General features: G+C 71.6%; 22 protein-coding genes. 15 read left to right on the forward strand and 7 right to left on the reverse strand.

What is annotated here, in order from left to right; all coding sequences use genetic code 11:
- Positions 1-61: 61 nt before the first annotated feature.
- Positions 62-898 (forward strand): sulfurtransferase, encoded by an 837-nt coding sequence (locus ACFV2X_RS48785; RefSeq protein WP_385629166.1) that lies wholly within the window; start codon positions 62-64, stop codon positions 896-898.
- 70 nt (positions 899-968) lie between these two features.
- Here the strand turns inward: ACFV2X_RS48785 and sepH are convergent, their stop codons facing one another.
- The 3 genes from sepH to ACFV2X_RS48800 form a co-directional block, all read right to left on the reverse strand.
- Positions 969-2,024: a septation protein SepH gene (gene sepH / locus ACFV2X_RS48790; protein ID WP_385629169.1), complete on the reverse strand. Its 1,056-nt coding sequence runs from the start codon at positions 2,022-2,024 to the stop codon at positions 969-971.
- Positions 2,025-2,567: 543 nt separating this feature from the next.
- Entirely contained in the window at positions 2,568-3,878 is a 1,311-nt protein-coding gene (locus tag ACFV2X_RS48795; protein WP_385629171.1) for a D-arabinono-1,4-lactone oxidase, read from the reverse strand.
- Complete coding sequence (locus ACFV2X_RS48800) at positions 3,847-5,112, reverse strand: MFS transporter (RefSeq protein ID WP_385629173.1); 1,266 nt, start codon at positions 5,110-5,112, stop codon at positions 3,847-3,849. Before ACFV2X_RS48800 ends, ACFV2X_RS48795 begins: the two co-directional genes overlap by 32 nt.
- Positions 5,113-5,294: 182 nt before the next feature.
- Between ACFV2X_RS48800 and ACFV2X_RS48805 the strand changes: the two genes are divergently transcribed.
- Together ACFV2X_RS48805 and ACFV2X_RS48810 are read left to right on the forward strand one after the other, a co-directional pair.
- Entirely contained in the window at positions 5,295-6,449 is a 1,155-nt protein-coding gene (locus ACFV2X_RS48805) for a ferrochelatase (RefSeq protein ID WP_385629175.1), read from the forward strand.
- Positions 6,450-6,557: 108 nt separating this feature from the next.
- Positions 6,558-7,376, forward strand: a complete 819-nt coding sequence (locus ACFV2X_RS48810; protein ID WP_385629176.1) for an inositol monophosphatase family protein — start codon at positions 6,558-6,560, stop codon at positions 7,374-7,376.
- A 145-nt stretch (positions 7,377-7,521) separates the two neighbouring features.
- On the opposite strand, the gene ACFV2X_RS48815 is transcribed toward ACFV2X_RS48810, so the two are convergent.
- Complete coding sequence (locus ACFV2X_RS48815; protein ID WP_385629230.1) at positions 7,522-7,749, reverse strand: hypothetical protein; 228 nt, start codon at positions 7,747-7,749, stop codon at positions 7,522-7,524.
- A 269-nt stretch (positions 7,750-8,018) separates the two neighbouring features.
- Between ACFV2X_RS48815 and ACFV2X_RS48820 the strand changes: the two genes are divergently transcribed.
- The 4 genes from ACFV2X_RS48820 (at position 8,019) to ACFV2X_RS48835 (ending at position 11,420) form a co-directional block, all read left to right on the forward strand.
- Positions 8,019-8,672 (forward strand): response regulator transcription factor, encoded by a 654-nt coding sequence (locus tag ACFV2X_RS48820; RefSeq protein ID WP_089508583.1) that lies wholly within the window; start codon positions 8,019-8,021, stop codon positions 8,670-8,672.
- Positions 8,673-8,678: 6 nt separating this feature from the next.
- Positions 8,679-9,926 carry a sensor histidine kinase gene (locus ACFV2X_RS48825; protein WP_385629180.1) on the forward strand — a complete coding sequence of 416 codons (1,248 nt, stop codon included), beginning with the start codon at positions 8,679-8,681 and terminating at the stop codon, positions 9,924-9,926.
- A 466-nt stretch (positions 9,927-10,392) separates the two neighbouring features.
- A complete protein-coding gene (locus tag ACFV2X_RS48830; RefSeq protein WP_014175864.1) occupies positions 10,393-10,695 on the forward strand; it encodes a DUF4193 domain-containing protein in 303 nt (100 codons plus the stop codon).
- A 14-nt stretch (positions 10,696-10,709) separates the two neighbouring features.
- Positions 10,710-11,420, forward strand: a complete 711-nt coding sequence (locus ACFV2X_RS48835) for a hypothetical protein (RefSeq protein ID WP_385629183.1) — start codon at positions 10,710-10,712, stop codon at positions 11,418-11,420.
- A 28-nt stretch (positions 11,421-11,448) separates the two neighbouring features.
- On the opposite strand, the gene ACFV2X_RS48840 is transcribed toward ACFV2X_RS48835, so the two are convergent.
- Positions 11,449-11,895 carry a DUF3093 domain-containing protein gene (locus ACFV2X_RS48840; protein ID WP_385629186.1) on the reverse strand — a complete coding sequence of 149 codons (447 nt, stop codon included), beginning with the start codon at positions 11,893-11,895 and terminating at the stop codon, positions 11,449-11,451.
- Positions 11,896-11,954: 59 nt separating this feature from the next.
- Here ACFV2X_RS48840 and ACFV2X_RS48845 point away from each other — a divergent pair, with 59 nt between their 5' ends.
- The 8 genes from ACFV2X_RS48845 (at position 11,955) to ACFV2X_RS48880 (ending at position 19,892) form a co-directional block, all read left to right on the forward strand.
- Positions 11,955-12,533, forward strand: coding sequence for a PaaI family thioesterase (locus ACFV2X_RS48845; protein WP_385629188.1), 579 nt, complete (start codon positions 11,955-11,957; stop codon positions 12,531-12,533).
- A 92-nt stretch (positions 12,534-12,625) separates the two neighbouring features.
- On the forward strand, positions 12,626-13,153 hold the full coding sequence (dut, locus tag ACFV2X_RS48850; protein WP_385629189.1) for a dUTP diphosphatase: 528 nt from the start codon (positions 12,626-12,628) through the stop codon (positions 13,151-13,153).
- Position 13,154: 1 nt separating this feature from the next.
- Positions 13,155-13,949: a DUF3710 domain-containing protein gene (locus tag ACFV2X_RS48855; RefSeq protein WP_385629191.1), complete on the forward strand. Its 795-nt coding sequence runs from the start codon at positions 13,155-13,157 to the stop codon at positions 13,947-13,949.
- 296 nt (positions 13,950-14,245) lie between these two features.
- A complete protein-coding gene (locus ACFV2X_RS48860) occupies positions 14,246-15,151 on the forward strand; it encodes a hypothetical protein (RefSeq protein WP_385629193.1) in 906 nt (301 codons plus the stop codon).
- 215 nt (positions 15,152-15,366) lie between these two features.
- On the forward strand, positions 15,367-17,940 hold the full coding sequence (locus tag ACFV2X_RS48865) for a DUF4118 domain-containing protein (RefSeq protein ID WP_385629195.1): 2,574 nt from the start codon (positions 15,367-15,369) through the stop codon (positions 17,938-17,940).
- Positions 17,941-17,984: 44 nt separating this feature from the next.
- Positions 17,985-18,668 (forward strand): response regulator, encoded by a 684-nt coding sequence (locus ACFV2X_RS48870; protein WP_385629198.1) that lies wholly within the window; start codon positions 17,985-17,987, stop codon positions 18,666-18,668.
- 69 nt (positions 18,669-18,737) lie between these two features.
- Positions 18,738-19,148, forward strand: a complete 411-nt coding sequence (locus tag ACFV2X_RS48875) for an OB-fold nucleic acid binding domain-containing protein (protein WP_078610406.1) — start codon at positions 18,738-18,740, stop codon at positions 19,146-19,148.
- 3 nt (positions 19,149-19,151) lie between these two features.
- On the forward strand, positions 19,152-19,892 hold the full coding sequence (locus ACFV2X_RS48880; protein WP_385629201.1) for a DUF3159 domain-containing protein: 741 nt from the start codon (positions 19,152-19,154) through the stop codon (positions 19,890-19,892).
- Positions 19,893-20,240: 348 nt separating this feature from the next.
- Here ACFV2X_RS48880 and ACFV2X_RS48885 read toward each other — a convergent pair whose 3' ends face one another.
- Together ACFV2X_RS48885 and ACFV2X_RS48890 are read right to left on the reverse strand one after the other, a co-directional pair.
- Positions 20,241-20,915, reverse strand: coding sequence for a potassium channel family protein (locus ACFV2X_RS48885; RefSeq protein ID WP_385629204.1), 675 nt, complete (start codon positions 20,913-20,915; stop codon positions 20,241-20,243).
- The gene (locus ACFV2X_RS48890; protein ID WP_385629207.1) at positions 20,912-21,580 is read right to left on the reverse strand and encodes a potassium channel family protein; all 669 of its coding nucleotides are present in this window, start codon (positions 21,578-21,580) and stop codon (positions 20,912-20,914) included. The genes ACFV2X_RS48885 and ACFV2X_RS48890 overlap by 4 nt, the downstream gene beginning before the upstream one ends.
- Positions 21,581-21,663: the final 83 nt, after the last annotated feature.

The raw sequence follows: 21,663 nt of genomic DNA on the forward strand, positions 1-21,663 counted from the left end.
TGTACGGAGGGTGATCGAGTGGGCCAATCGTCGCAGACGTATCTACGCAAAGATGGTGCCCATGAATGCCATCATCACCGCATCCGATCTCATGGACGAGCTGGCGGGGGAGCAACCGCCGCTCCTCCTGGACGTCCGCTACCAGCTGGGCGGCCCGCCCGGCCGCCCTGTCTACGAGGCCGGGCACCTCCCCGGTGCGGTCTACGTCGACCTGGAGGCCGAACTCGCGGGCCCCGCGGGCGCGGCCGGCCGCCACCCGCTGCCAGACCTGTCCATCTTCGCCGCCGCGATGCGCCGGGCGGGAGTCCGTGCGGACCGGCGCGTGGTGGCGTACGACGGCGGACAGGGGTGGGCGGCGGCGCGCGCCTGGTGGCTGCTGCGCTGGGCGGGCCACCCGTCCGTACGTGTCCTCGACGGCGGCCTGGCCGCCTGGACCGGGCACGACGGCCCGCTGAGCACCGAGACGACCACCCCGCCCGAGGGCGACTTCGAGCCCCGGCCCGGCGCCCTCCCGCTGCTGGACGCGGACGGCGCGGCGGCGCTCGCCCGGCGCGGACTGCTGCTGGACGCGCGGGCCGCCGAGCGGTATCGGGGCGAGGTGGAGCCGATCGACCCCGTGGCCGGGCATATCCCGGGGGCGGTCTCGGCGCCGACGATGGAGAACGTCACCCCCGAGGGCCGGTTCCTGCCCGCCGACCGGCTGGCCGAGCGCTTCGCCGGGCTCGGCGCCACCGAGGAGGCCGAGGTGGGGGTCTACTGCGGCTCGGGCGTCTCGGCCGCTCACCAGGTGCTGGCGCTGGCGGTCGCGGGCGTCCCGGCGGCCCTGTACGTCGGCTCCTGGAGCGAGTGGTCCGCCGACTCCACCCGTCCGGTGGCCACCGGCCCCGACCGCGGCTGAGGAGCACACACGTCCGGGCCTCGCCGTCGTACTCCGACGGCGAGGCCCGGCCAGCGTGAAACTGCCGCCGCTACTCCTGTTTCTTGCGGCGGGTGCCGAAGACGATCTCGTCCCAGCTCGGCACCGCCGCCCGGCGGCCCGGACGCACGCCGTCCGCCTCCGCCTGACGGTCCGTGGTGCCGGTCAGCCGATCGCGGTGGCCGGCGACCGAACGGGGCATCAGGACGTCCGCGTACGCCGAACCGGCGCTGGCCGCCGGGGCCGGGGGCTCGACGGGCTCGGGCTCCTCGACGGGCTCGTCCGCCGGGGAGGCCGGGCTGGGCGCGTCCGGCACGACCATGTCGCCCCGGAAGTTCGGCACGGCTTCCAGCAGGCTGGTGAGCGAGTCCCGCTCGCCACCGAGGCCGTCCTCCACCGAGGCGGACGCCACCGTGGAGTCGGACTCGCCGTCGCCTCGCTCGAACGAGCCCGGCCGGTCGCGCTCTCGATCACGGTCCCGGTCACGCGGCAGCCGGGCGATCCGCGGTACGAACGGGAAGCTCGGCTCCGGGGTGTCGTCGGCCTCGCCGATCAGCGCCCGGGCCTCGTCGTCCACGGCCTGGACGAGCCGCCGGGGCGGGTCGTAGGTCCAGCTGGCCGAGTGCGGCTCTCCGGCCACGCGGTAGACCAGCAGCACCTCCCAGGTGCCGTCGTCCCGCCGCCAGGAGTCCCACTGCGCGGTGTCCTTCTCCGCGCCGCGCAGCAGCAGCCGCTCCGCGACGGCCTCGCCGAGCTGCGGCCCGGCGTTCTCACCGGGGCGGCGCACGGGTGTTTTGCGGGCGCGCTCGGCCATGAAGGCGCGCTCCGCGAGCACCGGACCCTCGAAGCGGCGCACGCGGTCGACGGGGATGCCCGCCATCTGTGCGACCTCTTCGGCCGAGGCGCCGGCGCGTATACGGGCCTGGATGTCGCGCGGCCGCAGATGGCTCTCGACCTCGATCTCGATCTGGCCGAGCCGAGCGCGGTCATTGCGCACGGCGGCGCGCAGACGCTCGTCGATGGGAAGTGTGTACTCCGTGCTGTCCGCAGCCTTGAGCACCAGCCGTGTGCCGTCGTTGCTGACGGCCACGACACGCAGTTCGGGCATGGGGACCTCCCGGGTGGTGCCTGCCGACGTCACGGTTGCGTCGCTGCTCTCCCGCTAGACGAGTGTGGCGTGCCCGGGTGCAGCCTGCCACAACTTTGCCGAGTTGCCCGGCGTGTCGGGCCTGCGCCCCGATCCGCCGTTATGGCACGGTGACCTGTTTGCAGCCCAAAGCGACGGCGCCGTCGCTCGGGGCAGCGATCCCCATGTCATGTCGCGGCGCCGCCGGTTGAGTTGCCGCCTTTTGACCCCTCCCGTTGGGTCCGGGCGGCCGGACGGGAAAGCGGGGCCAGGGACCGCAACAGTACTCCATTCGGGCCGCTCAGGTGGAGCGGCGCGCCAGTCAAGTTCTCGCCGCGGGGGGCCTGTGGACCATGAACTGGGCGGCGTGGGGCGTGATGTGGGGGCTAAGTTTCACATGATCGACAGAAACGGAACGATCTCCTTCGATTTTGCTCGCTTCCCTTCACGGATGGGAACGAATGTGCGGGCAGGGGCGGATGGGGTCGGGGTGGGTGCCGAGAGCGGGGGTGAGGGTGGGGTGCGTCAGTCGCCCACGACCCGCCGCAGATAGTCGTTGCCGAACAGCCGCTCCGGGTCCAGCCGGTCGCGGATGGCCGTGAACTCCCCGAACCGCGGATAGGCCCCCGCCAGATACGCGGCGTCGCGGCTGTGCAGCTTGCCCCAGTGCGGGCGCCCGCCGTGCGCGGTCATGATCTGCTCGGTCGCCGTGAAGTACGCCCGGTGCGGGGTGCCCCGGTACAGGTGCACCGCGATGTAGGCGGTGTCCCGGCCCGAGGCGGTGGACAGCGGGATGTCGTCGGCCGGTGCGGTGCGCACCTCCACCGGGAAGCTGACTCTCAGCCCCGAGCGCTCCACGGTCGCCTTGAGCTCGCGCAGCACCGTGACCGCGGCCTCGCGCGGCACCGCGTACTCCATCTCCACGAAGCGGACCCGGCGCGGACTGGTGAAGACTTTGTAAGGGATGTCCGTGTACGTGCGGGCCGACAGCGCCCGGCTGGAGATCTTGGCGATGCCGGGGATGGTGGCGGGGACCGCCCGCCCCACCGAACAGGCCACCTGGAAGATGCCGTTGGACAGCAGCTCGTCGTCGACCCAGCCGCTCACCCGGCCCAGCGGGGCGGCGGGCCCGTCGGTGCGGTTATTGCGCTTGGTGTTGCAGCTGCCCGTATGCGGGAACCAGTAGAACTCGAAGTGTTCGTTCTCCGCGACAAGTTGGTCGAAATCGGCCATGACCCGGTCGAAGGGCATGGGTTCCTCGTGCGCGGTGAGCAGGAACTCCGGCTCCACGGCGAAGGTGATCGCGCTCACCACGCCCAGTGCGCCGAGCCCGATCCGGGCGGCGGAGAAGATCTCCGGATTCTCCTCGGCCGAGCAGCGCAGCACCGAGCCGTCCGCCGTCACCAGCTCCAGACCTCTGATCTGGGCGGCGATCGACGCGCTGGTCCGGCCCGTCCCGTGGGTGCCGGTGGCGGTGGCCCCGGCCACCGTCTGCTCCATGATGTCGCCCATATTGGTCAGCGACAGGCCGTGCGCCGCCAGGGTGTGGTTGAGCTGCCACAGCGGGGTGCCCGCCGCGACGGTCACCGTCCCCGCCTCCCGGTCGATCTCCCGGATCCCGGCCAGTCGCTCGGGGCGTATCAGCAGCCCGTCCGTGGCGGCCGCGGCGGTGAAGGAGTGGCCGGTGCCCACCGCCTTGACCCGCAGGCCCTCCTCGGCCGCGTGGCGCACCACCTCGGCCAGCTCCGCGGTCGACGAGGGGGCGATGCTCCGGGCCGGCCGGGCGATCACATTGCCCGCCCAGTTACGCCACACGCCGTTCCGGCTGGTCCTCATGGTCCTTACGGTCTTTACGGCCATCCGCGCCCGACCCCTCCCGCTGTGGCGCCGGCCGCAGCCGGCGGTACCCGAGGAACGCCACCGCCGCCGCGAACGCCCCGGCCACGGCCGGCACCGCGTACCCCGCGCGCGCTCCGGCGGCGTCGACCACCCATCCGGCGGCCGACGAGCCGAGCGCCACCCCGATCGAGAGCCCGGTGCTCACCCAGGTCATGCCCTCGGTCAGTTTCGCGCGTGGCACGAGCTGTTCGACCAGGGCCATGGTGGTGACCATCGTCGGTGCGACGGCCAGGCCCGCGACGAAGAGCGCCACGGCCAGAAACGAAAGGTTCCCGACCAGTTGGAGGGGGATCATACTCACGGCGATCGCACAGACACCCAGCAGCCACCTGCGGGGGGCCGAACCCTTCAGACGCAGCAGCCCGAAGACCGCGCCCGCCAGGCAGGAGCCCGCCGCGTAGATGGCGAGTACGACGCTGGCCGCGGCCTTGTTGCCCTGCTCCTCGGCGAACGCCACCGTCACCACGTCGATCGCCCCGAAGAGCGCGCCCACGGCGGCGAAGGCGGTCATCAGCACCATGAGCCCGGCCGAGCGCAGCGCCGAGCCGCCGGTGTGGTGCTCGCGCGGATGCGGTACGGGCTCGGTGGCGCGCTGCGCGGTCAGCGCCAGCACCCCGACCGCCAGGAAGCAGCCGGCCAGCAGCGGGCCCGCCTCCGGGAACCAGGCGGTGGAAAGACCGACGGACAGGATCGGGCCGACGATGAAGCAGACCTCGTCGACGACGGACTCGAAGGCGTACGCGGCATGCAGCCGGTGCGGCGTGTCACGGTAGATCGCCGCCCAGCGGGCCCGCACCATCGCCCCGATGCTCGGCACGCACCCGGCCGCGGCGGCGAACGCGAACAGCGTCCAGTCCGGCCAGCGCAGATGCGCGCTCAGCAGCAGCCCGGCGACGGCGGTGAGCGCGACGAGGGCGGCCGGGCGCAGCACCCGGCGCTGGCCGTGCCGGTCCACCAGCCGGGAGACCTGAGGGCCCAGCGCCGCCGAGGAGATCGAAAGCGCGGCCGACACCGCGCCCGCCAGTCCGTACCGGCCGGTGAGCTCGGAGATCATCGTGACCACGCCGATGGCGGTCATCGAGATCGTCAGCCGGCCGGGGAACCCCGCGGCGGCGAAGCCCTTGGTGCCGGGGGCGGCGAATATCGCGCGATAGGGGCCGGGGCTGGGCAAGGGAGGGCTCCGCGGTGGGCAAGTTCTGGCAGGGGTGCCAGGGGTGACAGGGGTGATGAGCAGGTGAGCGGATAATCGGTTGAGCCGGTAAGGAACGTAGGCGCCGAGACAGATTACGGCCATCCACAGGGCCGCGCAGGTCTATTTCCCGCCCGTCAGTGCCGGGTGGCAGGATCGGGGACATGCCGGAACAGCCAGCCCAGCCATCCCCCGCTCGATCTTCCGCTCCGTACGACGCCCTGCTGCTGCTCTCCTTCGGCGGTCCGGAGGGCCCCGAGGACGTGGTGCCGTTCCTGGAGAACGTGACGCGCGGCCGCGGCATCCCGCGTGAGCGGCTGAAGGAGGTGGGCCGGCATTACTTCCTCTTCGGCGGTGTCAGCCCGATCAACGAGCAGAACCGCGAGCTGCTGCAGGCGCTGCGCAAGGATTTCGCCGAGCACGGCCTCGACCTGCCGGTCTACTGGGGCAACCGCAACTGGGCGCCCTATCTGACCGACACCCTGCGCGAGATGGCCGCCGACGGCCGCCGCCGCGTGCTGGTGCTGGCCACCAGCGCGTACGCCTCGTACTCCGGCTGCCGCCAGTACCGCGAGAACCTTGCCGACGCGCTGACCGTGCTCGAGGCGGAGGGCCTGGAGACGCCGCGCGTCGACAAGCTGCGGCACTACTTCAACCATCCCGGCTTCGTCCGGCCCATGGTCGACGCGACGCTCGCCGCGCTGGCCGAGCTGCCCGAGGCCGTACGCGCCGGGGCGCACCTCGCCTTCACCACGCACTCCATCCCGACCGCCGCCGCCGACACCTCCGGCCCGCCCCAGGGCCATGGGGACGGCGGCGCCTATGTCGCCCAGCACCTGGACGTGGCCCGGCTGATCGCCGACGCGGTGCGCGAAGAGACCGGCGTGGAGCACTCCTGGCGCCTCGTCTACCAGTCGCGCAGCGGCGCCCCGCACATCCCGTGGCTGGAGCCGGACATCTGCGACCACCTGGAGGAGCTGCACGGCGCGGGCGCCCCCGCCGCCGTGATGGTCCCGATCGGCTTCGTCTCCGACCACATGGAGGTCAAGTACGACCTCGACACGGAGGCGGCGGCCAAGGCCGAGGAGCTGGGGCTGCCGGTCGCGCGCGCCTCGACGGTGGGCGCGGACCCGCGCTTCGCGGCCGCGGTGCGCGATCTGGTCCTGGAGCGCGCGGCCGCCGAGCGCTTCGCCGCCGGCCGGGAGACGGCCGCGCCGACGCGCTGCGCGCTGGGCGCGCTCGGCCCGAGCCACGACCTCTGCCCGGCGGGCTGCTGCCCGGCCCGGGCGCCGCGGCCCGCCGCCGCGGGCGAGGACTGAGCGCACGACCGCACCGCCCCGGGAGCCGAGCCCCGACCACCGGCCCGCCAACGTCGTCGGCGCCGCCCGCATGCCCTTCCGTCCGCCCGCATGCCTTTAAGGAGCACGATGACCGACCCGCTCACGACCGAACTCCTCGACGTCGCCCTGGAGGCCGCCCGCCGGGCGGGAGACCTGCTCCGTGACGGCCGCCCGGCCGACCTCGGCGTGGCCGCCACCAAGACCAGCCCCATCGACGTGGTCACCGAGATGGACCTGGCCGCCGAGAAGCTGATCACGGACTTCCTCTCCGAGCGCCGTCCCGACGACGGCGTGCTGGGGGAGGAGGGCGCGAGCACCGAGGGCAGCAGCGGGGTGCGCTGGGTGATCGACCCGCTCGACGGCACGGTCAACTACCTCTACGGCCTGCCGGCCTGGGCGGTGAGCATCGCCGCCGAGCGGGACGGCGAGGCGGTCGTGGGTGTGGTGACGGCCCCGATGCGCCGCGAGACGTACCACGCGGTGCTCGGCGGCGGTGCCTACCTCGTAGCCGAGGGGCAGGAGCGGGGGGAGCGGGTGCGCTGCCGTCCCGCGCCCGCGCTGGATCAGGCGCTCGTGGGCACCGGCTTCGGCTACCTCACCGAGCGGCGCATCGGCCAGGCCGAGGTGGTCCGCGCCCTGGTGCCCAAGGTGCGCGACATCCGGCGCGGCGGGTCGGCGGCCATCGATCTGTGCGATGTGGCGTGCGGCCGGCTCAACGGCTACTACGAGCGCGGGCTGAACCCGTGGGACTACGCGGCCGGTGCGCTGATAGCCCGCGAGGCGGGCGCACTGACCGGCGGGCGGCCGGGGATCGCGGCCTCGGGCGAGCTCATCATCGCCGCGCCCCCGGGCCTCTTCGAGCCGCTGCAGGGGCTCCTGGAGGACCTGGGCGCCTGGCACGACTGACCCTGTGACGCCCGTGCGCCCGTACGGCTGCCCGTACGGGCGTCAGACCCGTTGAACGCGGTCTGAACGCAGCACGACGCCCCGGTGCCGCAAGGGCAGCCGGGGCGTCGCAGAGTTGCTGAGCGCGGGTGCCGGGAGATCGCCGTCAGGCGATGGCGCCGACCTCCACGCCGTGCTCGGCGGCAAGCCGACGCAGGTCTTCGAGCTCCGACAGCTCGACATCGGCAAGGTAGTCGTCGCCCGTCTCACGGGCGCGAGTGAGATCGGACTGGGTGGTCTCTATACGCTGCAGAATGCCTGCGGTGAACGCGTCCATGTGCGCCCCCTCGTCGTGGGTCGGTGGCACGGGGGTGTGCCGGGGCGGGACGATCACGTGCGTGGTCCCTGCTGGTGACAGAGATGCTTGTGGGATGCCACATACAGGGCGTGATCGGGGTGTGCAGTCGTCCTCCCCATCGCTCTGTGAGGGGAAACCTCCGCACAAAAAGAATCTTGAGCAGACCCTTCCGGATCCCCCTTACCGCCGGTTTATGAGCCTTCGAGGCAGGATGGAGGCGCCGGGCGCCGATCGAGTCCGGCCGGATCGAGCCCGCCGGGCACTCCATGACGCCCGTAAGGCACCCAAGGGAAGGACCCACGAACGTGCGTGTACTCGTCGTCGAGGACGAGCAGCTGCTCGCCGATGCGGTGGCCACCGGACTGCGCCGGGAGGCCATGGCCGTCGACGTCGTGTACGACGGGGCCGCCGCCCTGGAGCGCATCGCCGTCAACGACTACGACGTGGTCGTCCTCGACCGGGACCTTCCGCTGGTCCACGGCGACGATGTGTGCCGCAAACTCGTCGAGCTCGGCATGCCCACCCGGGTGCTGATGCTGACCGCCTCCGGCGACGTCAGCGACCGCGTCGAGGGGCTGGAGATCGGCGCGGACGACTATCTGCCCAAGCCCTTCGCCTTCAGCGAGCTGATCGCCCGCGTACGGGCTCTCGGCCGCCGCACCACGGTCGCCCTGCCGCCGGTGCTGGAGCGCTCCGGGATCAAGCTGGACCCCAACCGACGTGAGGTCTTCCGGGACGGCCGGGAGGTCCAGCTGGCACCCAAGGAGTTCGCGGTGCTCGAGGTGCTGATGCGCAGCGAGGGCGCCGTCGTCTCCGCCGAGCAGCTGCTGGAGAAGGCGTGGGACGAGAACACCGACCCGTTCACCAACGTGGTCCGGGTCACCGTCATGACCCTGCGCCGCAAGCTCGGCGAGCCCGCGGTGATCGTCACGGTGCCCGGCTCCGGCTACCGGATCTGATCGGGCATGGCCACGACCCCGATTCCGCCCACCGCACCACCCAAGCCCAGCTGGGACCCGCGGCCGGCGGCGAGCCCGCGTCCTCCCTGGCTGCGGCCCACGATCCGGATACGGCTCACCCTCCTGTACGGCGGGATGTTCCTGATCGCCGGCGTGGTGCTGCTGACGATCATCTATCTGCTGGCGGCGGACGTCCTTCAGGGGAGCAGCAAGCTCCCTTTCCAGATCATCAAGATGGACTACAGCCTCACCGACCGCACCTGTGATCTGCCCAGCCAGGGCAGCACCACGCTGTTCAACGAGGCGGTGGCGCGGTGCATGAGCCACCAGCGCGCCCTCGCCCTCGACGCCCTGCTGCGCCGGTCGCTGCTGGCGCTGCTGGGCCTGGCCGTGGTGGCCTTCGCGTTCGGCTACGCCATGGCCGGGCGGGTGCTCTCGCCGCTCGGCCGGATCACCCGCACCGCGCGCCAGGTGGCGGGTTCGGATCTGTCCCGCCGGATCAAGCTGGACGGCCCGGACGACGAGCTGAAGGAGCTGGCCGACACCTTCGACGAGATGCTGGAGCGCCTGGACCGCGCGTTCACCGCCCAGCAGCGGTTCGTGGCCAACGCCTCGCATGAGCTGCGCACCCCGCTGGCGATCAACCGGACCCTGCTGGAGGTGCAGCTCTCCGATCCGCAGGCGTCCCCCGATCTGACCCAGCTCGGCAAGACGCTGCTGGCCACCAACGAGCGCAGCGAGCAGCTGGTGGAGGGTCTTTTGCTGCTCGCCCGCAGCGACAACGAGATCGTCGACCGCAAGCCGGTGGACCTCGCCGAGGTCGCCTCCCAGGCGCTGGAGCAGGTCCGTACGGAGGCGCAGGACAAGGGCGTGGCGGTGCGCGGGGTGCGGCAGTCCGCGGTGGTCCAGGGCAATGGCGTGCTGCTGGAGCGGATCGCGCTGAACCTCATCCAGAACGCGGTGCGGTACAACATCCCTCAGGGCGGTTGGGTCGAGGTGACCACGGAGGTGCAGGAGGGGGCGGGACAGGCGGTGCTGGTGGTGGCGAATACCGGGCCGGTGGTCCCCGCGTACGAGCTGGACAATATCTTCGAGCCCTTCCGCAGGCTGCGCACCGAGCGCACGGGCAGCGACAAGGGCGTCGGGCTCGGCCTGTCGATCGCCCGCTCCGTGGCGCGCGCGCACGGCGGTCGGATCACCGCCGAGCCGAGGGACGGCGGCGGCCTGGTGATGCGGGTCGTGCTCCCGGTCTGATATTGGCTGGGGCGCCGGGCTGAAGGCACCCCTGGTTGAAGACCGGCTGAGAGCCGGCTGAGGCCGGGAAGAAGTTCCAGGACGCAGACGTTGCGTTGTTCGCTTTGGGAGGAATTTTGGCGATCCGACCCCCGCCTGTATCCTGTGTGATCGATCACATGGGCGAATTTCAAGCCATATACTCTGTGTGATCGTCACGACTGGTGGAAAGCCGGGAAAGTCCGGGTTTCCGGAGGCCGTGATCACGGGAAGTACACGTGAGGGCGCATGTGAGTGCGACATTCGGACCGTGTACGGTCCCGATCGCCATCCAAGCCGATCACCTCTTCAGGGGTGCGGTTGGGTGTCGATTGAGTAACAGACCTTGATGTGAGGCAAAATCTCCGCCTCGGGTCGGGCACAAGTCCGGCCTCTCACGCGTTACGTGCGCTGGAGACACCGCAGACACCCAGAGGGGGAGAGCGACATGGCAACGGATTACGACACCCCACGCAAGACCGACGACGATGTCAACGAGGACAGCATTGAGGAGCTGAAGGCCCGGCGGAACGACAAGTCCGCGTCGACGGTCGACGTGGATGAGTTCGAACAGGCCGAGGGCTTGGAGCTGCCCGGCGCGGACCTCTCCAACGAGGAGCTGTCCGTGCGGGTCCTGCCCCGCCAGGCCGACGAGTTCACCTGCATGAGCTGCTTCCTCGTGCACCACCGCAGCCAGCTGGCCAACGAGACCAAGAACGGCCAGCCGATCTGCCGCGACTGCGCGGCGTAAGCCGCGGGTCCGGCGTGGATGCGGAGCACGGCGACGTGACCGAGGCGCACGTCGAGCGAGGCCGGCTGGCCTCGCTCGCGGCCGCTGTCGGCCGAGGTGCCCGTAAGGGAGGCGAGCGCGCTAGAGCGGGGGTCTACGCGGTCGCCGATCGGATCGTCGCGAACGCTCCGCGGATTCCGGTCCGCGACCTCGCCGCGCTGCGCAAGCAGTTCCCCGGGCTCGGCCCGGAGGAGATCGCGGACAAACTGGTGGCCGGTGCCGCAAACGGCACCTCCACCGTGGGCGCGGGCGTTGGCGCCGCGGCGATGCTGCCGGCCCCGCCCGCCATGCCCACCGAGCTGGCCGCCGAGATCATCGGCGTCGCCTCGATAGAGATCAAGCTCATCGCCGAGCTCCATGAGGTCTACGGGGTGCGCGCGCCCGGGACCGGCCGGCAGCGCGCCATCGCCTATCTCGAGTCATGGGCCGAGGAGCGCGGTATCGACGCCGCCGCCGTCCCGGCGAGTGTGAACGCCGCGCTCGGCGTTCAAGCGAAGCGTGAGCTGCGCCAGCAGGTCCTCAAGCGCAGCTTCCGCAATCTGCCGAACCTCGCGCCCTTCATGATCGGCGCCACCGTGGGCGCCGCGATGAACCGGCGCGACACCAAGAAGCTCGCCCGGAAGATCCGCAAGGATCTGCGCGCCCGGCAGGTGCCCTGGGGCGCGCTTCCGCCGCTGGAGGCCTGACCCGCCGAGCCGGTGAGGGCCGGGGCGCTTACTGGGCCCGTACGGCCGAGAGAGCGGCGGACAGGGCCTCGGGGTCGCGGGTCGAGACGTAGACGTACGGCGTCGGGTCCTGCGGATCAGTGACCTCCACCCGCAGCGCGGTCGGGATGTAGCTGCGCAGCAGCATGAACGCCCGCGGATCGGCCTTGTAGGTGCGCCAGGCGGCCGCCTCGTCGCGGTCCAGCACCTCGGCGGTTCCCAGCGCCGACACCGGGATCTTCGCCTCACCGGCGACCAGCGAGCCCGCCACCACCCGGACCCGGGCCGAACCGTAGGCGCTCACCACGACCGCGGCGGCCGCCGCCCCGCCGATCAGACCGCCGAGCATCGGCAGCGTCCCGAACGGCAGCAGGATCAGCGCTCCCGCAACCCCGACCAGAAATGCGATGAACCACCACGAACGGGGTGCGGTCAGGCGTTCTTCGTAAGGCTGCATGGTCCCAAGCTTGGCATGGCCGCCGACCGGCGCTTCCCGCGCGGGTAAGGTCAGCCGATGTGAGTGGAGTACAGACCGCGTTGAAGCCGCCGGACGGCGCCAGGGCACCCGTACGGCACCCCGACGCCCCTGCGCCCGGGGGCGTCCTCGGCGCGCACTACGAGGCGTGCTTCGGTTGCGGCCAGGAGCACGGTCTCGGCCTCGAACCCCGGGCGGGCGACGGCGTGAGCGTCACGGCCGAGTTCACCGTGCGCACCGGCCACCAGGGCGCGCCGGGCCTCGCCCACGGCGGGGTGCTGACCGCGGCGCTGGACGAGGCGCTGGGGGCGCTCAACTGGCTCCAGCGGGTCATCGCGGTGACCGGACGGCTGGAGACGGACTTCCTCCGGCCCGTGCCCGTGGGCACCGTGCTGCACCTGGACGCGCGGGTGACGGCGGTGCACGGGCGCAAGATCTACTGCACGGCCACCGGCCGGATGGGCGGCCCGGACGGCCCGGTCGCGGTGCGGGCCGACGCGCTCTTCATAGAGGTCAAGGTCGACCACTTCATCAAGAACGGCCGCTCGGAGGAGATCGACGCGGCGCTCGCCGATCCGGACCAGGTCAAGGTCGCGCGCGCGTTCGAGGTGAATCCGTGAGCGCCCGGCGGCCGGAGGAACAGCCGGACGAGCGAGCACCGGACAACCGAGCACCGGACAACCGAGCACAAGGGACAGGCAAAGGGGAAGGCGTGACTGTGACGCCCGTAGATGTGTTGATCCGCCGGGTGCACCCCGAGGTGCCGATCCCGGCGTACGCCCATCCCGGCGACGCCGGCGCCGACCTCGTCACCACCGAGGCGGCCGAGCTCGCCCCCGGTGAGCGCGCGGTACTGCCGACCGGAGTGTCTATCGCGCTCCCGGACGGGTATGCCGCCTTCGTGCATCCGAGGTCCGGACTCGCCGCCCGCTGTGGGGTCGCCATGGTGAATGCGCCCGGGACCATCGATGCCGGGTACCGTGGAGAAATCAAGGTGATCGTGGTCAACCTGGATCCACGCGAGAGTGTGCGGTTCGAGCGCTACGACCGGGTCGCCCAACTGATCGTCCAGCAGGTCGAGAAGGTGCGCTTCCACGAGGTGGCGGAGCTTCCCGGTTCGGCGCGGGCCGACGGGGGCTTCGGGTCCACCGGCGGTCATGCCGCAGTGGACGGTTCAACGGGTAGGGCATCGGGTGGGAATAGGTACGCTTCGGTCGGTTCCGACCGGGAAGGACGATGACGTGTTCGGACGTCGCCGCAAGCGCAGCAAGGAGGACGTCGAGCCGCTCGACGTGGCCTCCGAGGAGTTGGCCGAGAACGGCGAAGACGCCGAGGACGCGGGTGCTGCCGCGGACCCCGAGGAGGACGCTGTCGCCGAGCGGGTGAGCCTGCCCCCGGCGCCGCGCCCCGAAGGGCCGTGGGACGTGTCCGAGGTGCGTCAGCCCGGCGAGGGCCGAGTGGACCTGGGCGGCCTGTTCGTGCCCGGTGTCGAGGGCATGGAGCTGCGGGTGGAGGTCGCGGGTGACGCGATCGTCGCCGCGACCGTGGTGCTTCGGGACAGCGCCGTCCAGCTCCAGGGGTTCGCCGCGCCCAAGAAGGAAGGCATCTGGGGCGAGGTGCGCGACGAGATCGCCACCGGCATCACCCAGCAGGGCGGGGTCGTCGACGAGGTCGAGGGCCCGCTCGGCTGGGAGCTGCGCGCCCAGGTGCCGGTGCAGCTGCCGGACGGCAAGAACGGCGTGCAGGTGGTCCGCTTCGTCGGCGTGGACGGGCCGCGCTGGTTCCTGCGCGGGGTGATCTCCGGGCAGGGCGCGGTGCAGCCCGAGACCGGCAGCCTGCTGGAAGCGATCTTCCGGGACACGGTCGTGGTGCGCGGCGAGGGCCCGATGGCCCCGCGCGACCCGATCGTCCTCAAGCTGCCGGACGATGCGCAGATGGTGCCCGACGGGGTGCAGCAGGAGGAGGCGCAGGGCTCGCGGTTCGCGGGCGGCGCCGATCGGCTGCAGCGCGGGCCGGAGATCAGCGAGGTGCGCTGAGCGCACGCGCTCTGCGCGCCGGCGCCGTCGCCGGCCGAGTCCGAGGGGCCCGGGAGCCAGTCTCCCGGGCCCCTCGGGCTTTCCGGACGCCGCTCCTGGCGGCCGCTCTTTCCGCTCTTTCCGCGGCGGCTTTGCAGGGGCGGCTTTGCCGGGGCGGATTTTTTCTTGAGGCACATTGAACACAGCTGTCACCCGGCCCGTACTGATGGGCGCGAGACCTTGCGCGACCCGGAGCAGGGGCAGGACGGGGCGCCACCAGTAGACCGTTGCTGTTTGTGACCTCACGAGGTGATCAGATGTCCCGTGGCCTTCCGTTACTGCACCGTCGGCGCGTCCTGGTTGTCGGTGCCATCGGCGGTGTTACCTGCGCGGCTGTCGCGGTGGGAGCCGCCATGGCCGGGCAGGACGGCTCGGGATCGAGCAGCGATGCGAGCACCAAAGCGGCGTCCACCATCAGCTGCCCCGATGTGACGGGCTCCCTGCCCGAGATCCCCGCCAAGGCCAAGGCGGAGGTGGACCGCAACCTGGCACTGCTGCAGACGCAGATCGACGAGGCCAACAAGCGGCTGGCCTCGTCCGCGGGCGAGGGTGGCCCGAACTTCGTCCAGAACGCGATCCTCGGCCCGCTGGCGGACAAGCGGAAGTCCACCCTGGACCGGATCGCGATCTCCATCGGCCGCCAGGCCGAGAAGCCACAGGGCCTCGACGCGCTCGCCGAGTGCTCCCTGGGCGGTGACGCGGGCGCCGGGCAGGGCGGTGCCGGACAGGGCTCCGACGCGGGCTCAGGCGGCGCGGCGGAGCCCCCCGCGACCGCTCCGGGCACCGCCGAGCCCACGGATCCGGGCTCCGGGGCGGAGGACGGCGCGGGCTCGGACGCCGGGGCCGGCACCGGCACCGGGACCGGGCAGTCGATCAGCTGCCCGGACGTCGCCTCCAAGGTCGGCGCGGTGCCGGCCGCTGCCCAGGCGGAAGTGGACCGCAACGTCGCGCTGCTGCAGACGCAGATCGACGAGGCCAACAAGCGGCTGGCCTCGTCCGTGGGCCAGGGCGGCCCGAACTTCGTCCAGAACGCGATCCTCGGCCCGCTGAAGGACAAGCGCACCTCCACCATCGACCGCATCCGCATCTCGATCTCCCGCCAGGGCGCGACCGCCCCCTCTGGTCTTGACGCCCTGGCGGGCTGCTCGCTGGCATCCGGCTGATCCAGGTCGTCGGCAAAGCCTGACGCCAGCGGCGCCGGTGAGCCGCACTCCCTCCCTCGGAGTGCGGCTCACCGGCTTTTTGCTCCGCAGGCCAGGGGGGGCGTAAAAGAAGCGTCAAGAGCGTGGTCACGGCCGTCAGAGAGCCGTCAACGGCGATCGAAAGCGGCCGGACGGCAGGTTTCCTCAAGAAAACGCCCAACGGGGAAAATGAGACCATGGGACGCGGGAAGCTTCGTATCTACCTCGGCGCGGCGCCGGGCGTCGGGAAGACGTACGCCATGCTGTCCGAGGGCCACCGGCGAGTCGAGCGGGGCACCGACCTCGTCGTCGGATTCGTCGAGCACCATGGCAGGCCGCGCACCCAGGTGATGCTGCGCGGCCTCGAGGAGGTGCCCCGCCGGGAGATGGAGTACCGCGGGGCCCAGTTCACGGAGATGGACGTGGACGCGGTCCTGGCCCGCCGCCCCGCCGTCGTCCTCGTCGACGAACTCGCCCACACCAACGTCCCCGGCTGCCGGAACGCCAAGCGCTGGCAGGACGTCGAGGAGCTGCTGCGGGCGGGTATTGATGTTGTTTCCAACCTCAACATCCAGCACCTGGAGTCGCTGGGCGACGTGGTGGAGTCGATAACCGGGGTACGGCAGCGGGAGACCGTGCCCGACGAGATGGTCCGCCGCGCCGACCAGATCGAGCTGGTCGACATGTCGCCCCAGGCGCTGCGCCGCCGGATGGCGCACGGCAACATCTACAAGCCGGACAAGGTCGACGCCGCGCTGTCCAACTACTTCCGGCCCGGCAACCTCACCGCGCTGCGCGAACTCGCCCTGCTGTGGACGGCGGACCGGGTCGACGAATACCTCCAGCAGTACCGCTCCGAGCACAGCATCCGCTCCACCTGGCAGGCCCGCGAGCGCATCGTCGTGGGCATCACCGGCGGCCCCGAGGGGCGCACCCTGATCCGCCGCGCCGCCCGGATGGCGGCCAAGGGCTCAGGCAGCGAGGTCCTGGCCGTCTACGTCGCCCGCAGCGACGGCCTGACCTCGGCGTCGCCCAAGGAGCTCGCTCTCCAGCGCACCCTCGTCGAGGACCTGGGCGGCACCTTCCACCACGTCATCGGGGAGGACATCCCCCGCGCCCTGCTGGACTTCGCGCGCGGGGTCAACGCCACCCAGATCGTGCTCGGCTCCAGCCGCCGCAAGACCTGGCAGTACATCTTCGGGCCCGGTGTGGGCGCCACGGTCGCCCGTGACTCCGGGCCCGACCTCGACGTCCACATCGTCACCCACGACGAGGTCGCCAAGGGCCGCGGTCTGCCGGTCGCGCGCGGCGCCCGGCTCGGCCGCACCCGGCTGATCGCGGGCTGGCTGACCGGGGTCGCCGGACCGGTGCTGCTCACCCTGCTGCTGACCCACTCGGGCGGCGCGCTGGCCACCGACGGCGGACCGGGCTTCGCCAACGAGGTGCTGCTGTTCCTGTTCCTCACCGTGGTCGCGGCGCTGCTCGGCGGGCTGCTGCCGGCCCTCGCCTCGGCGGCCGTCGGCTCGCTGCTGCTGAACTACTACTTCACCCCGCCCACCCACACCCTCACCATCGCCGACCCTCAGAACATCGTCGCCATCGCGGTCTTCGTGGCCGTGGCCGTCTGTGTGGCCTCCGTCGTGGACCTCGCCGCGCGCCGCACCCACCAGGCCGCCCGGCTGCGCGCCGAATCCGAGGTGCTGTCCTTCCTCGCCGGCAGCGTGCTGCGCGGCGAGACCAGCCTGGAGGCGCTTTTGGAGCGGGTCCGCGAGACCTTCGGCATGGACTCGGTGGCGCTGCTGGAGCGGGAGAGCGATGTCGCCCCCTGGACCTGCGCGGGCAGCGTCGGCGGCAACGGGGGAGCGCCGCTGCCCGAGCGGCCCGAGGACGCGGACGTCGACATGCCGGTCGGCGACCACATGGCGCTCGCGCTCTCCGGCCGGGTGCTGCCCGCCGAGGACCGCCGGGTGCTCGCCGCCTTCGCCGCCCAGGCCGCCGTGGTCCTGGACCGGCAGCGGCTGGCCCTGGAGGCCGAGCGGGCCCGGGACCTGGCCGAGGGCAACCGCATCCGCACCGCGCTGCTGGCCGCCGTCAGCCACGATCTGCGCACCCCCCTCGCGGCCATCAAGGCGGCCGTGTCCTCGCTGCGCTCCGACGACGTCGCCTGGTCGCCCGAGGACGAGGCCGAGCTCCTGGAGGGCATCGAGAAAGGCGCCGACCGCCTCGACCACCTGGTCGGCAACCTCCTTGACATGTCCCGGCTGCAGACCGGCACCGTCACGCCGCTGATCCGCGAGATCGACCTCGACGAGGTGGTCCCGATGGCCCTGGTCGGTGTCCCGGAGACCTGCGTCAGCCTCGAGATCCCCGAGGAGCTTCCGATGGTCGCGGTCGACCCCGGCCTGCTGGAGCGCAGCGTCGCCAACATCGTGGAGAACGCCGTGAAGTACAGCCCGGACGGCCTGCTCGTCCTGGTGTCCGCCAGCGCCCTGGGCGACCGCGTCGAGCTGCGGGTCGCCGACCGCGGCCCCGGCGTCCCCGACAGCGCCAAGGACCGCATCTTCGAGCCGTTCCAGCGGTACGGCGACGCCCCGCGCGGCGCGGGGGTCGGCCTCGGGCTCGCGGTCGCCCGCGGCTTCGTGGAGGCGATGGGCGGCCGGCTGGCCGCCGAGGACACCCCCGGCGGCGGGATGACCATGGTGCTCACCCTGCGGGCCGCCGCCGGCCGTGAGCCGGTCAGCTCCCCGCTGCCCGCCCAGGTCACCTCGTGATCAGCGACTATGGACCAGACACAAGCGAAAGGGCAGGCCGTCAGATGAACCGGGTGCTCGTGGTGGACGACGAGCCGCAGATCGTGCGCGCGCTCGTGATCAACCTGAAGGCGCGCAAATACGAGGTCGACGCCGCCTCCGACGGCGCCATCGCCCTGCGGCTCGCCGCCACCCGCCACCCCGACGTGGTCGTACTCGACCTGGGTCTGCCCGATATGGACGGCGTCGAGGTGATCAAGGGGCTGCGCGGCTGGACCCGGGTCCCGATCCTCGTCCTCTCGGCCCGCCAGACCTCGGACGAGAAGGTCGAAGCCCTGGACGCCGGGGCCGACGACTACGTCACCAAGCCCTTCGGCATGGACGAGCTGCTGGCCCGGCTGCGCGCGGCCGTCCGCCGCGCCGAGCCCGTCGGGGCGGCCGACGGCGGCGCGGTCGTGGAGACCGAGGGGTTTACGGTCGACCTGGCCGCCAAGAAGGTCAACCGCGGCGGCGTGGACGTCCGGTTGACGCCCACCGAATGGCATCTGCTGGAGGTCCTGGTCCGCAACACGGGCCGGCTGGTCAGCCAGAAGCAGCTGCTGCAGGAGGTCTGGGGGCCCTCGTACGGCACCGAGACCAACTATCTGCGGGTCTATATGGCCCAGCTTCGCCGCAAGCTGGAGGCCGACCCCTCGCATCCGCGCCACTTCGTCACCGAGCCGGGCATGGGCTACCGCTTCGAGCGCTGAGCGCCGCTTGGAGCGCTGAGCGCCGGTTCGGGCGGCGACCCCGTGAGGGCTCCCCGGTACGCTGGCCGTATGAGTGCCGTAGACGAGCCCCCTGGCAAATCCGATAAGCCGGCCGGCCGATTCCGGAGGATGCTGGACCGGCTGTCGAGTTCCCAGGAGGAGCTTCACTCCGCGGAGTTGCAGCAGGACGCCGAGGCCGCCGGCTGCACCAAGATCGGCGATTGCGGCGACCGGCAGATAGTCAAGGTGACCGGTACACTGCGCACCGTCACACTGCGGCCCCGGGCCGGGGTGCCGGCCCTGGAGGCGGAGCTCTTCGACGGCACCGCCGCCCTGGACGTGGTGTGGCTGGGCCGGCGCTCCATCCTCGGGATCGAGCCGGGCCGCAAGCTGATCGCCACCGGCCGGATCTCCATGAGCCACGGACGCCGGGTGCTGTTCAACCCCAAGTACGAACTCCGACCCCTCGGACAGGAATAGCCGGTGACGAGAGACGACGAGCCGACGGCGACCGAAGAGGATTCCGCGGCCGCCGCGCAGAGCAGAGCGGCGGCGGACACCGCGCTCCTGGAGGCGTTCGGCGGGGTGCGGGGCATGGTGGACACCACCGTCCCCGGGCTGGTCTTCGTCCTCTTCTACACGATCAAGCGCGATATCCATCTCGCGGCCCTGGCGTCGCTGGGCCTCACTGTGCTCCTCGCGCTGGCCCGGCTGATCCGCAAGGAGACCCTGAAGCACGCCTTCAGCGGGGTCTTCGGGGTCGCCTTCGGCGCGATCTTCGCGATGATGTCCGGCGACGCGAAGAACTTCTATCTGCCGGGCATGCTCTACACCCTGGGCCTGGCCGTCGCCTACGTGCTCTCGGCGATCTTCCGCTATCCGCTGATCGGTGTGCTGCTCGGGCCGATGCTCAAGGAGAACCTCTCCTGGCGTACCCGCAACCCCGGCCGGTTCCGCGCGTACACCAAGTCCACCTGGGCCTGGGGGCTGATCCTGCTCGCCAAGTCGGCGATCCTCTTCCCGCTGTACTGGTGGGGCGACGCCACCCAGCTCGGCTGGGTCAAGGTCGCGCTCGGCATTCCGCCGTTCCTGCTGGCCGTCTATCTGACGTGGATATTCCTGGCCAAGGCCCCGCCGCCGATCGACGTCATCGCGGAGATGGAGGCGGAGGAGAAGGCGGAGCAGGAGCGGGAGCGGGCGAGGGAGACTCTGCGAGACCTCTGAAAGAGCGACAAAGCGCCGGGCGGGCCGATGGGGGCCCGCCCGGCGCTTTGTGTCGCGTAGAGGCGCTAGGACTTGTCCCGTAGTCCTCCGAGCGTCCGTAACCCGGACGGCCGAGCATCGTTGGGCTCGGCAGGGGTGGCGAGACGCCCCGTCGAGTCAACCACGGCAGTCCGCGCCCTAGGGCCGGACACGCGTGGCAGCTGAACTCCACCCCAGGTGAAGCACAGCCTCTGCTCTGCAGATTCCGGTGGGCGACATGTCTACCCCAGGATGGGACCCGGCTCGCCGGGACCACGCTTGGGATGGCGCGTCCGCAATCCGGACTATCCCAGCATTACGGGATAGCTCTTAGGAGGCGTCCGCGCGCTGCACGGACAGCAATTCCTCCAGTTGCTCCTCGCGGGCCTGGGCGGCGACGAACAGAAGTTCGTCGCCCGCTTCCAGGACGTCGTCCTTGCTCGGCGTCAGGACGCGGGTGCCGCGGATGATGGTGACCAGCGAGGTGTCCTCCGGCCACTCCACGTCCCCGACCCGGGTGCCGGCCAGCGCCGCCTCCGGCGGCAGCGTCAGCTCCACCAGGTTGGCGTCGCCGTGGCTGAAGCGCAGCAGCCGCACCAGGTCGCCGACGCTCACCGCCTCCTCGACCAGCGCCGACATCAGCCGCGGCGTGGAGACCGCGACATCGACTCCCCACGCCTCGTTGAACAGCCATTCGTTCTTGGGGTTGTTGACCCGGGCGACCACCCTCGGCACCCCGTACTCGGTCTTCGCGAGCAGTGAGACAACCAGGTTGACCTTGTCGTCACCGGTCGCCGCGATCGCCACGTTGCAGCGCTGCAGCGCGGCCTCGTCCAGCGAGGTGATCTCGCAGGCGTCGGCGAGCAGCCACTCGGCCTGCGGCACCCGCTCCACCGAGATGGCCGTCGGGGCCTTGTCGATGAGCAGCACCTCGTGCCCGTTCTCCAGCAGCTCGCTCGCGATGGAACGCCCCACGGCGCCCGCTCCAGCGATGGCAACCCTCATCGGCCGGCCTCCTCGGGTCCCTCATCGAAAGCCGCCTCGACCTTCTCCACCTCGTCGGTGCGCATCATCACGTGCACCAGGTCGCCCTCCTGCAGCACCGTCTCCGAGGTCGGCAGCATCGCCTCGCCGAGCCGGGTGAGGAACGCGACGCGCACGCCGGTCTCCTCCTGCAGCTTGCTGACCTTGTGGCCCACCCAGGCGGGGGAGGTGTGCACCTCGGCGAGCTGCACTCCGCCGCTGGGGTCGCGCCACAGCGGCTCCGCGCCGGACGGCAGCAGCCGCCGCAGCATCTGGTCCGCGGTCCAGCGCACGGTGGCCACGGTGGGGATGCCGAGCCGCTGGTAGACCTCGGCGCGGCGGGGGTCGTAGATACGGGCCGCGACGTTCTCGATGCCGAACATCTCGCGTGCCACCCGGGCCGCGATGATGTTGGAGTTGTCGCCGCTGCTGACCGCGGCGAACGCGCCGGCCTCCTCGATGCCCGCCTCGCGCAGGGTGTCCTGGTCGAAGCCGACACCGGTCACCCGGCGTCCGCCGAAGCCGGAGCCGAGGCGGCGGAAGGCGGTCGGGTCCTGGTCGACGACGGCGACGGTATGTCCCTGTCGCTCCAGGGTCTGGGCGAGTGCCGCACCCACCCGGCCGCAGCCCATGATCACGATATGCATGCGACTACCCCGCACTCCTCATTACCGTGCTGAACCGCACAAACACCCTGCTCACATCTTCCTTCCAGGCCTACGGGGCGACA

It is taken from the genome of Streptomyces sp. NPDC059679, assembly GCF_042734105.1.
In the GTDB taxonomy this organism is placed as follows: Bacteria; Actinomycetota; Actinomycetes; order Streptomycetales; family Streptomycetaceae; genus Streptomyces.

What these genes read in the sequence shown, in the direction of transcription:
- ACFV2X_RS48785 (WP_385629166.1), top strand. Translation starts at nt 62, where the DNA reads ATGAATGCCATCATCACCGCATCCGATCTCATGGACGAGCTGGCGGGG.
- sepH (WP_385629169.1), bottom strand. Translation starts at nt 2,024, where the DNA reads ATGCCCGAACTGCGTGTCGTGGCCGTCAGCAACGACGGCACACGGCTG.
- ACFV2X_RS48795 (WP_385629171.1), bottom strand. Translation starts at nt 3,878, where the DNA reads ATGAGGACCAGCCGGAACGGCGTGTGGCGTAACTGGGCGGGCAATGTG.
- ACFV2X_RS48805 (WP_385629175.1), top strand. Translation starts at nt 5,295, where the DNA reads ATGCCGGAACAGCCAGCCCAGCCATCCCCCGCTCGATCTTCCGCTCCG.
- ACFV2X_RS48810 (WP_385629176.1), top strand. Translation starts at nt 6,558, where the DNA reads ATGACCGACCCGCTCACGACCGAACTCCTCGACGTCGCCCTGGAGGCC.
- ACFV2X_RS48825 (WP_385629180.1), top strand. Translation starts at nt 8,679, where the DNA reads ATGGCCACGACCCCGATTCCGCCCACCGCACCACCCAAGCCCAGCTGG.
- ACFV2X_RS48830 (WP_014175864.1), top strand. Translation starts at nt 10,393, where the DNA reads ATGGCAACGGATTACGACACCCCACGCAAGACCGACGACGATGTCAAC.
- ACFV2X_RS48840 (WP_385629186.1), bottom strand. Translation starts at nt 11,895, where the DNA reads ATGCAGCCTTACGAAGAACGCCTGACCGCACCCCGTTCGTGGTGGTTC.
- ACFV2X_RS48860 (WP_385629193.1), top strand. Translation starts at nt 14,246, where the DNA reads ATGTCCCGTGGCCTTCCGTTACTGCACCGTCGGCGCGTCCTGGTTGTC.
- ACFV2X_RS48865 (WP_385629195.1), top strand. Translation starts at nt 15,367, where the DNA reads ATGGGACGCGGGAAGCTTCGTATCTACCTCGGCGCGGCGCCGGGCGTC.
- ACFV2X_RS48870 (WP_385629198.1), top strand. Translation starts at nt 17,985, where the DNA reads ATGAACCGGGTGCTCGTGGTGGACGACGAGCCGCAGATCGTGCGCGCG.
- ACFV2X_RS48875 (WP_078610406.1), top strand. Translation starts at nt 18,738, where the DNA reads ATGAGTGCCGTAGACGAGCCCCCTGGCAAATCCGATAAGCCGGCCGGC.
- ACFV2X_RS48885 (WP_385629204.1), bottom strand. Translation starts at nt 20,915, where the DNA reads ATGAGGGTTGCCATCGCTGGAGCGGGCGCCGTGGGGCGTTCCATCGCG.
- ACFV2X_RS48890 (WP_385629207.1), bottom strand. Translation starts at nt 21,580, where the DNA reads ATGCATATCGTGATCATGGGCTGCGGCCGGGTGGGTGCGGCACTCGCC.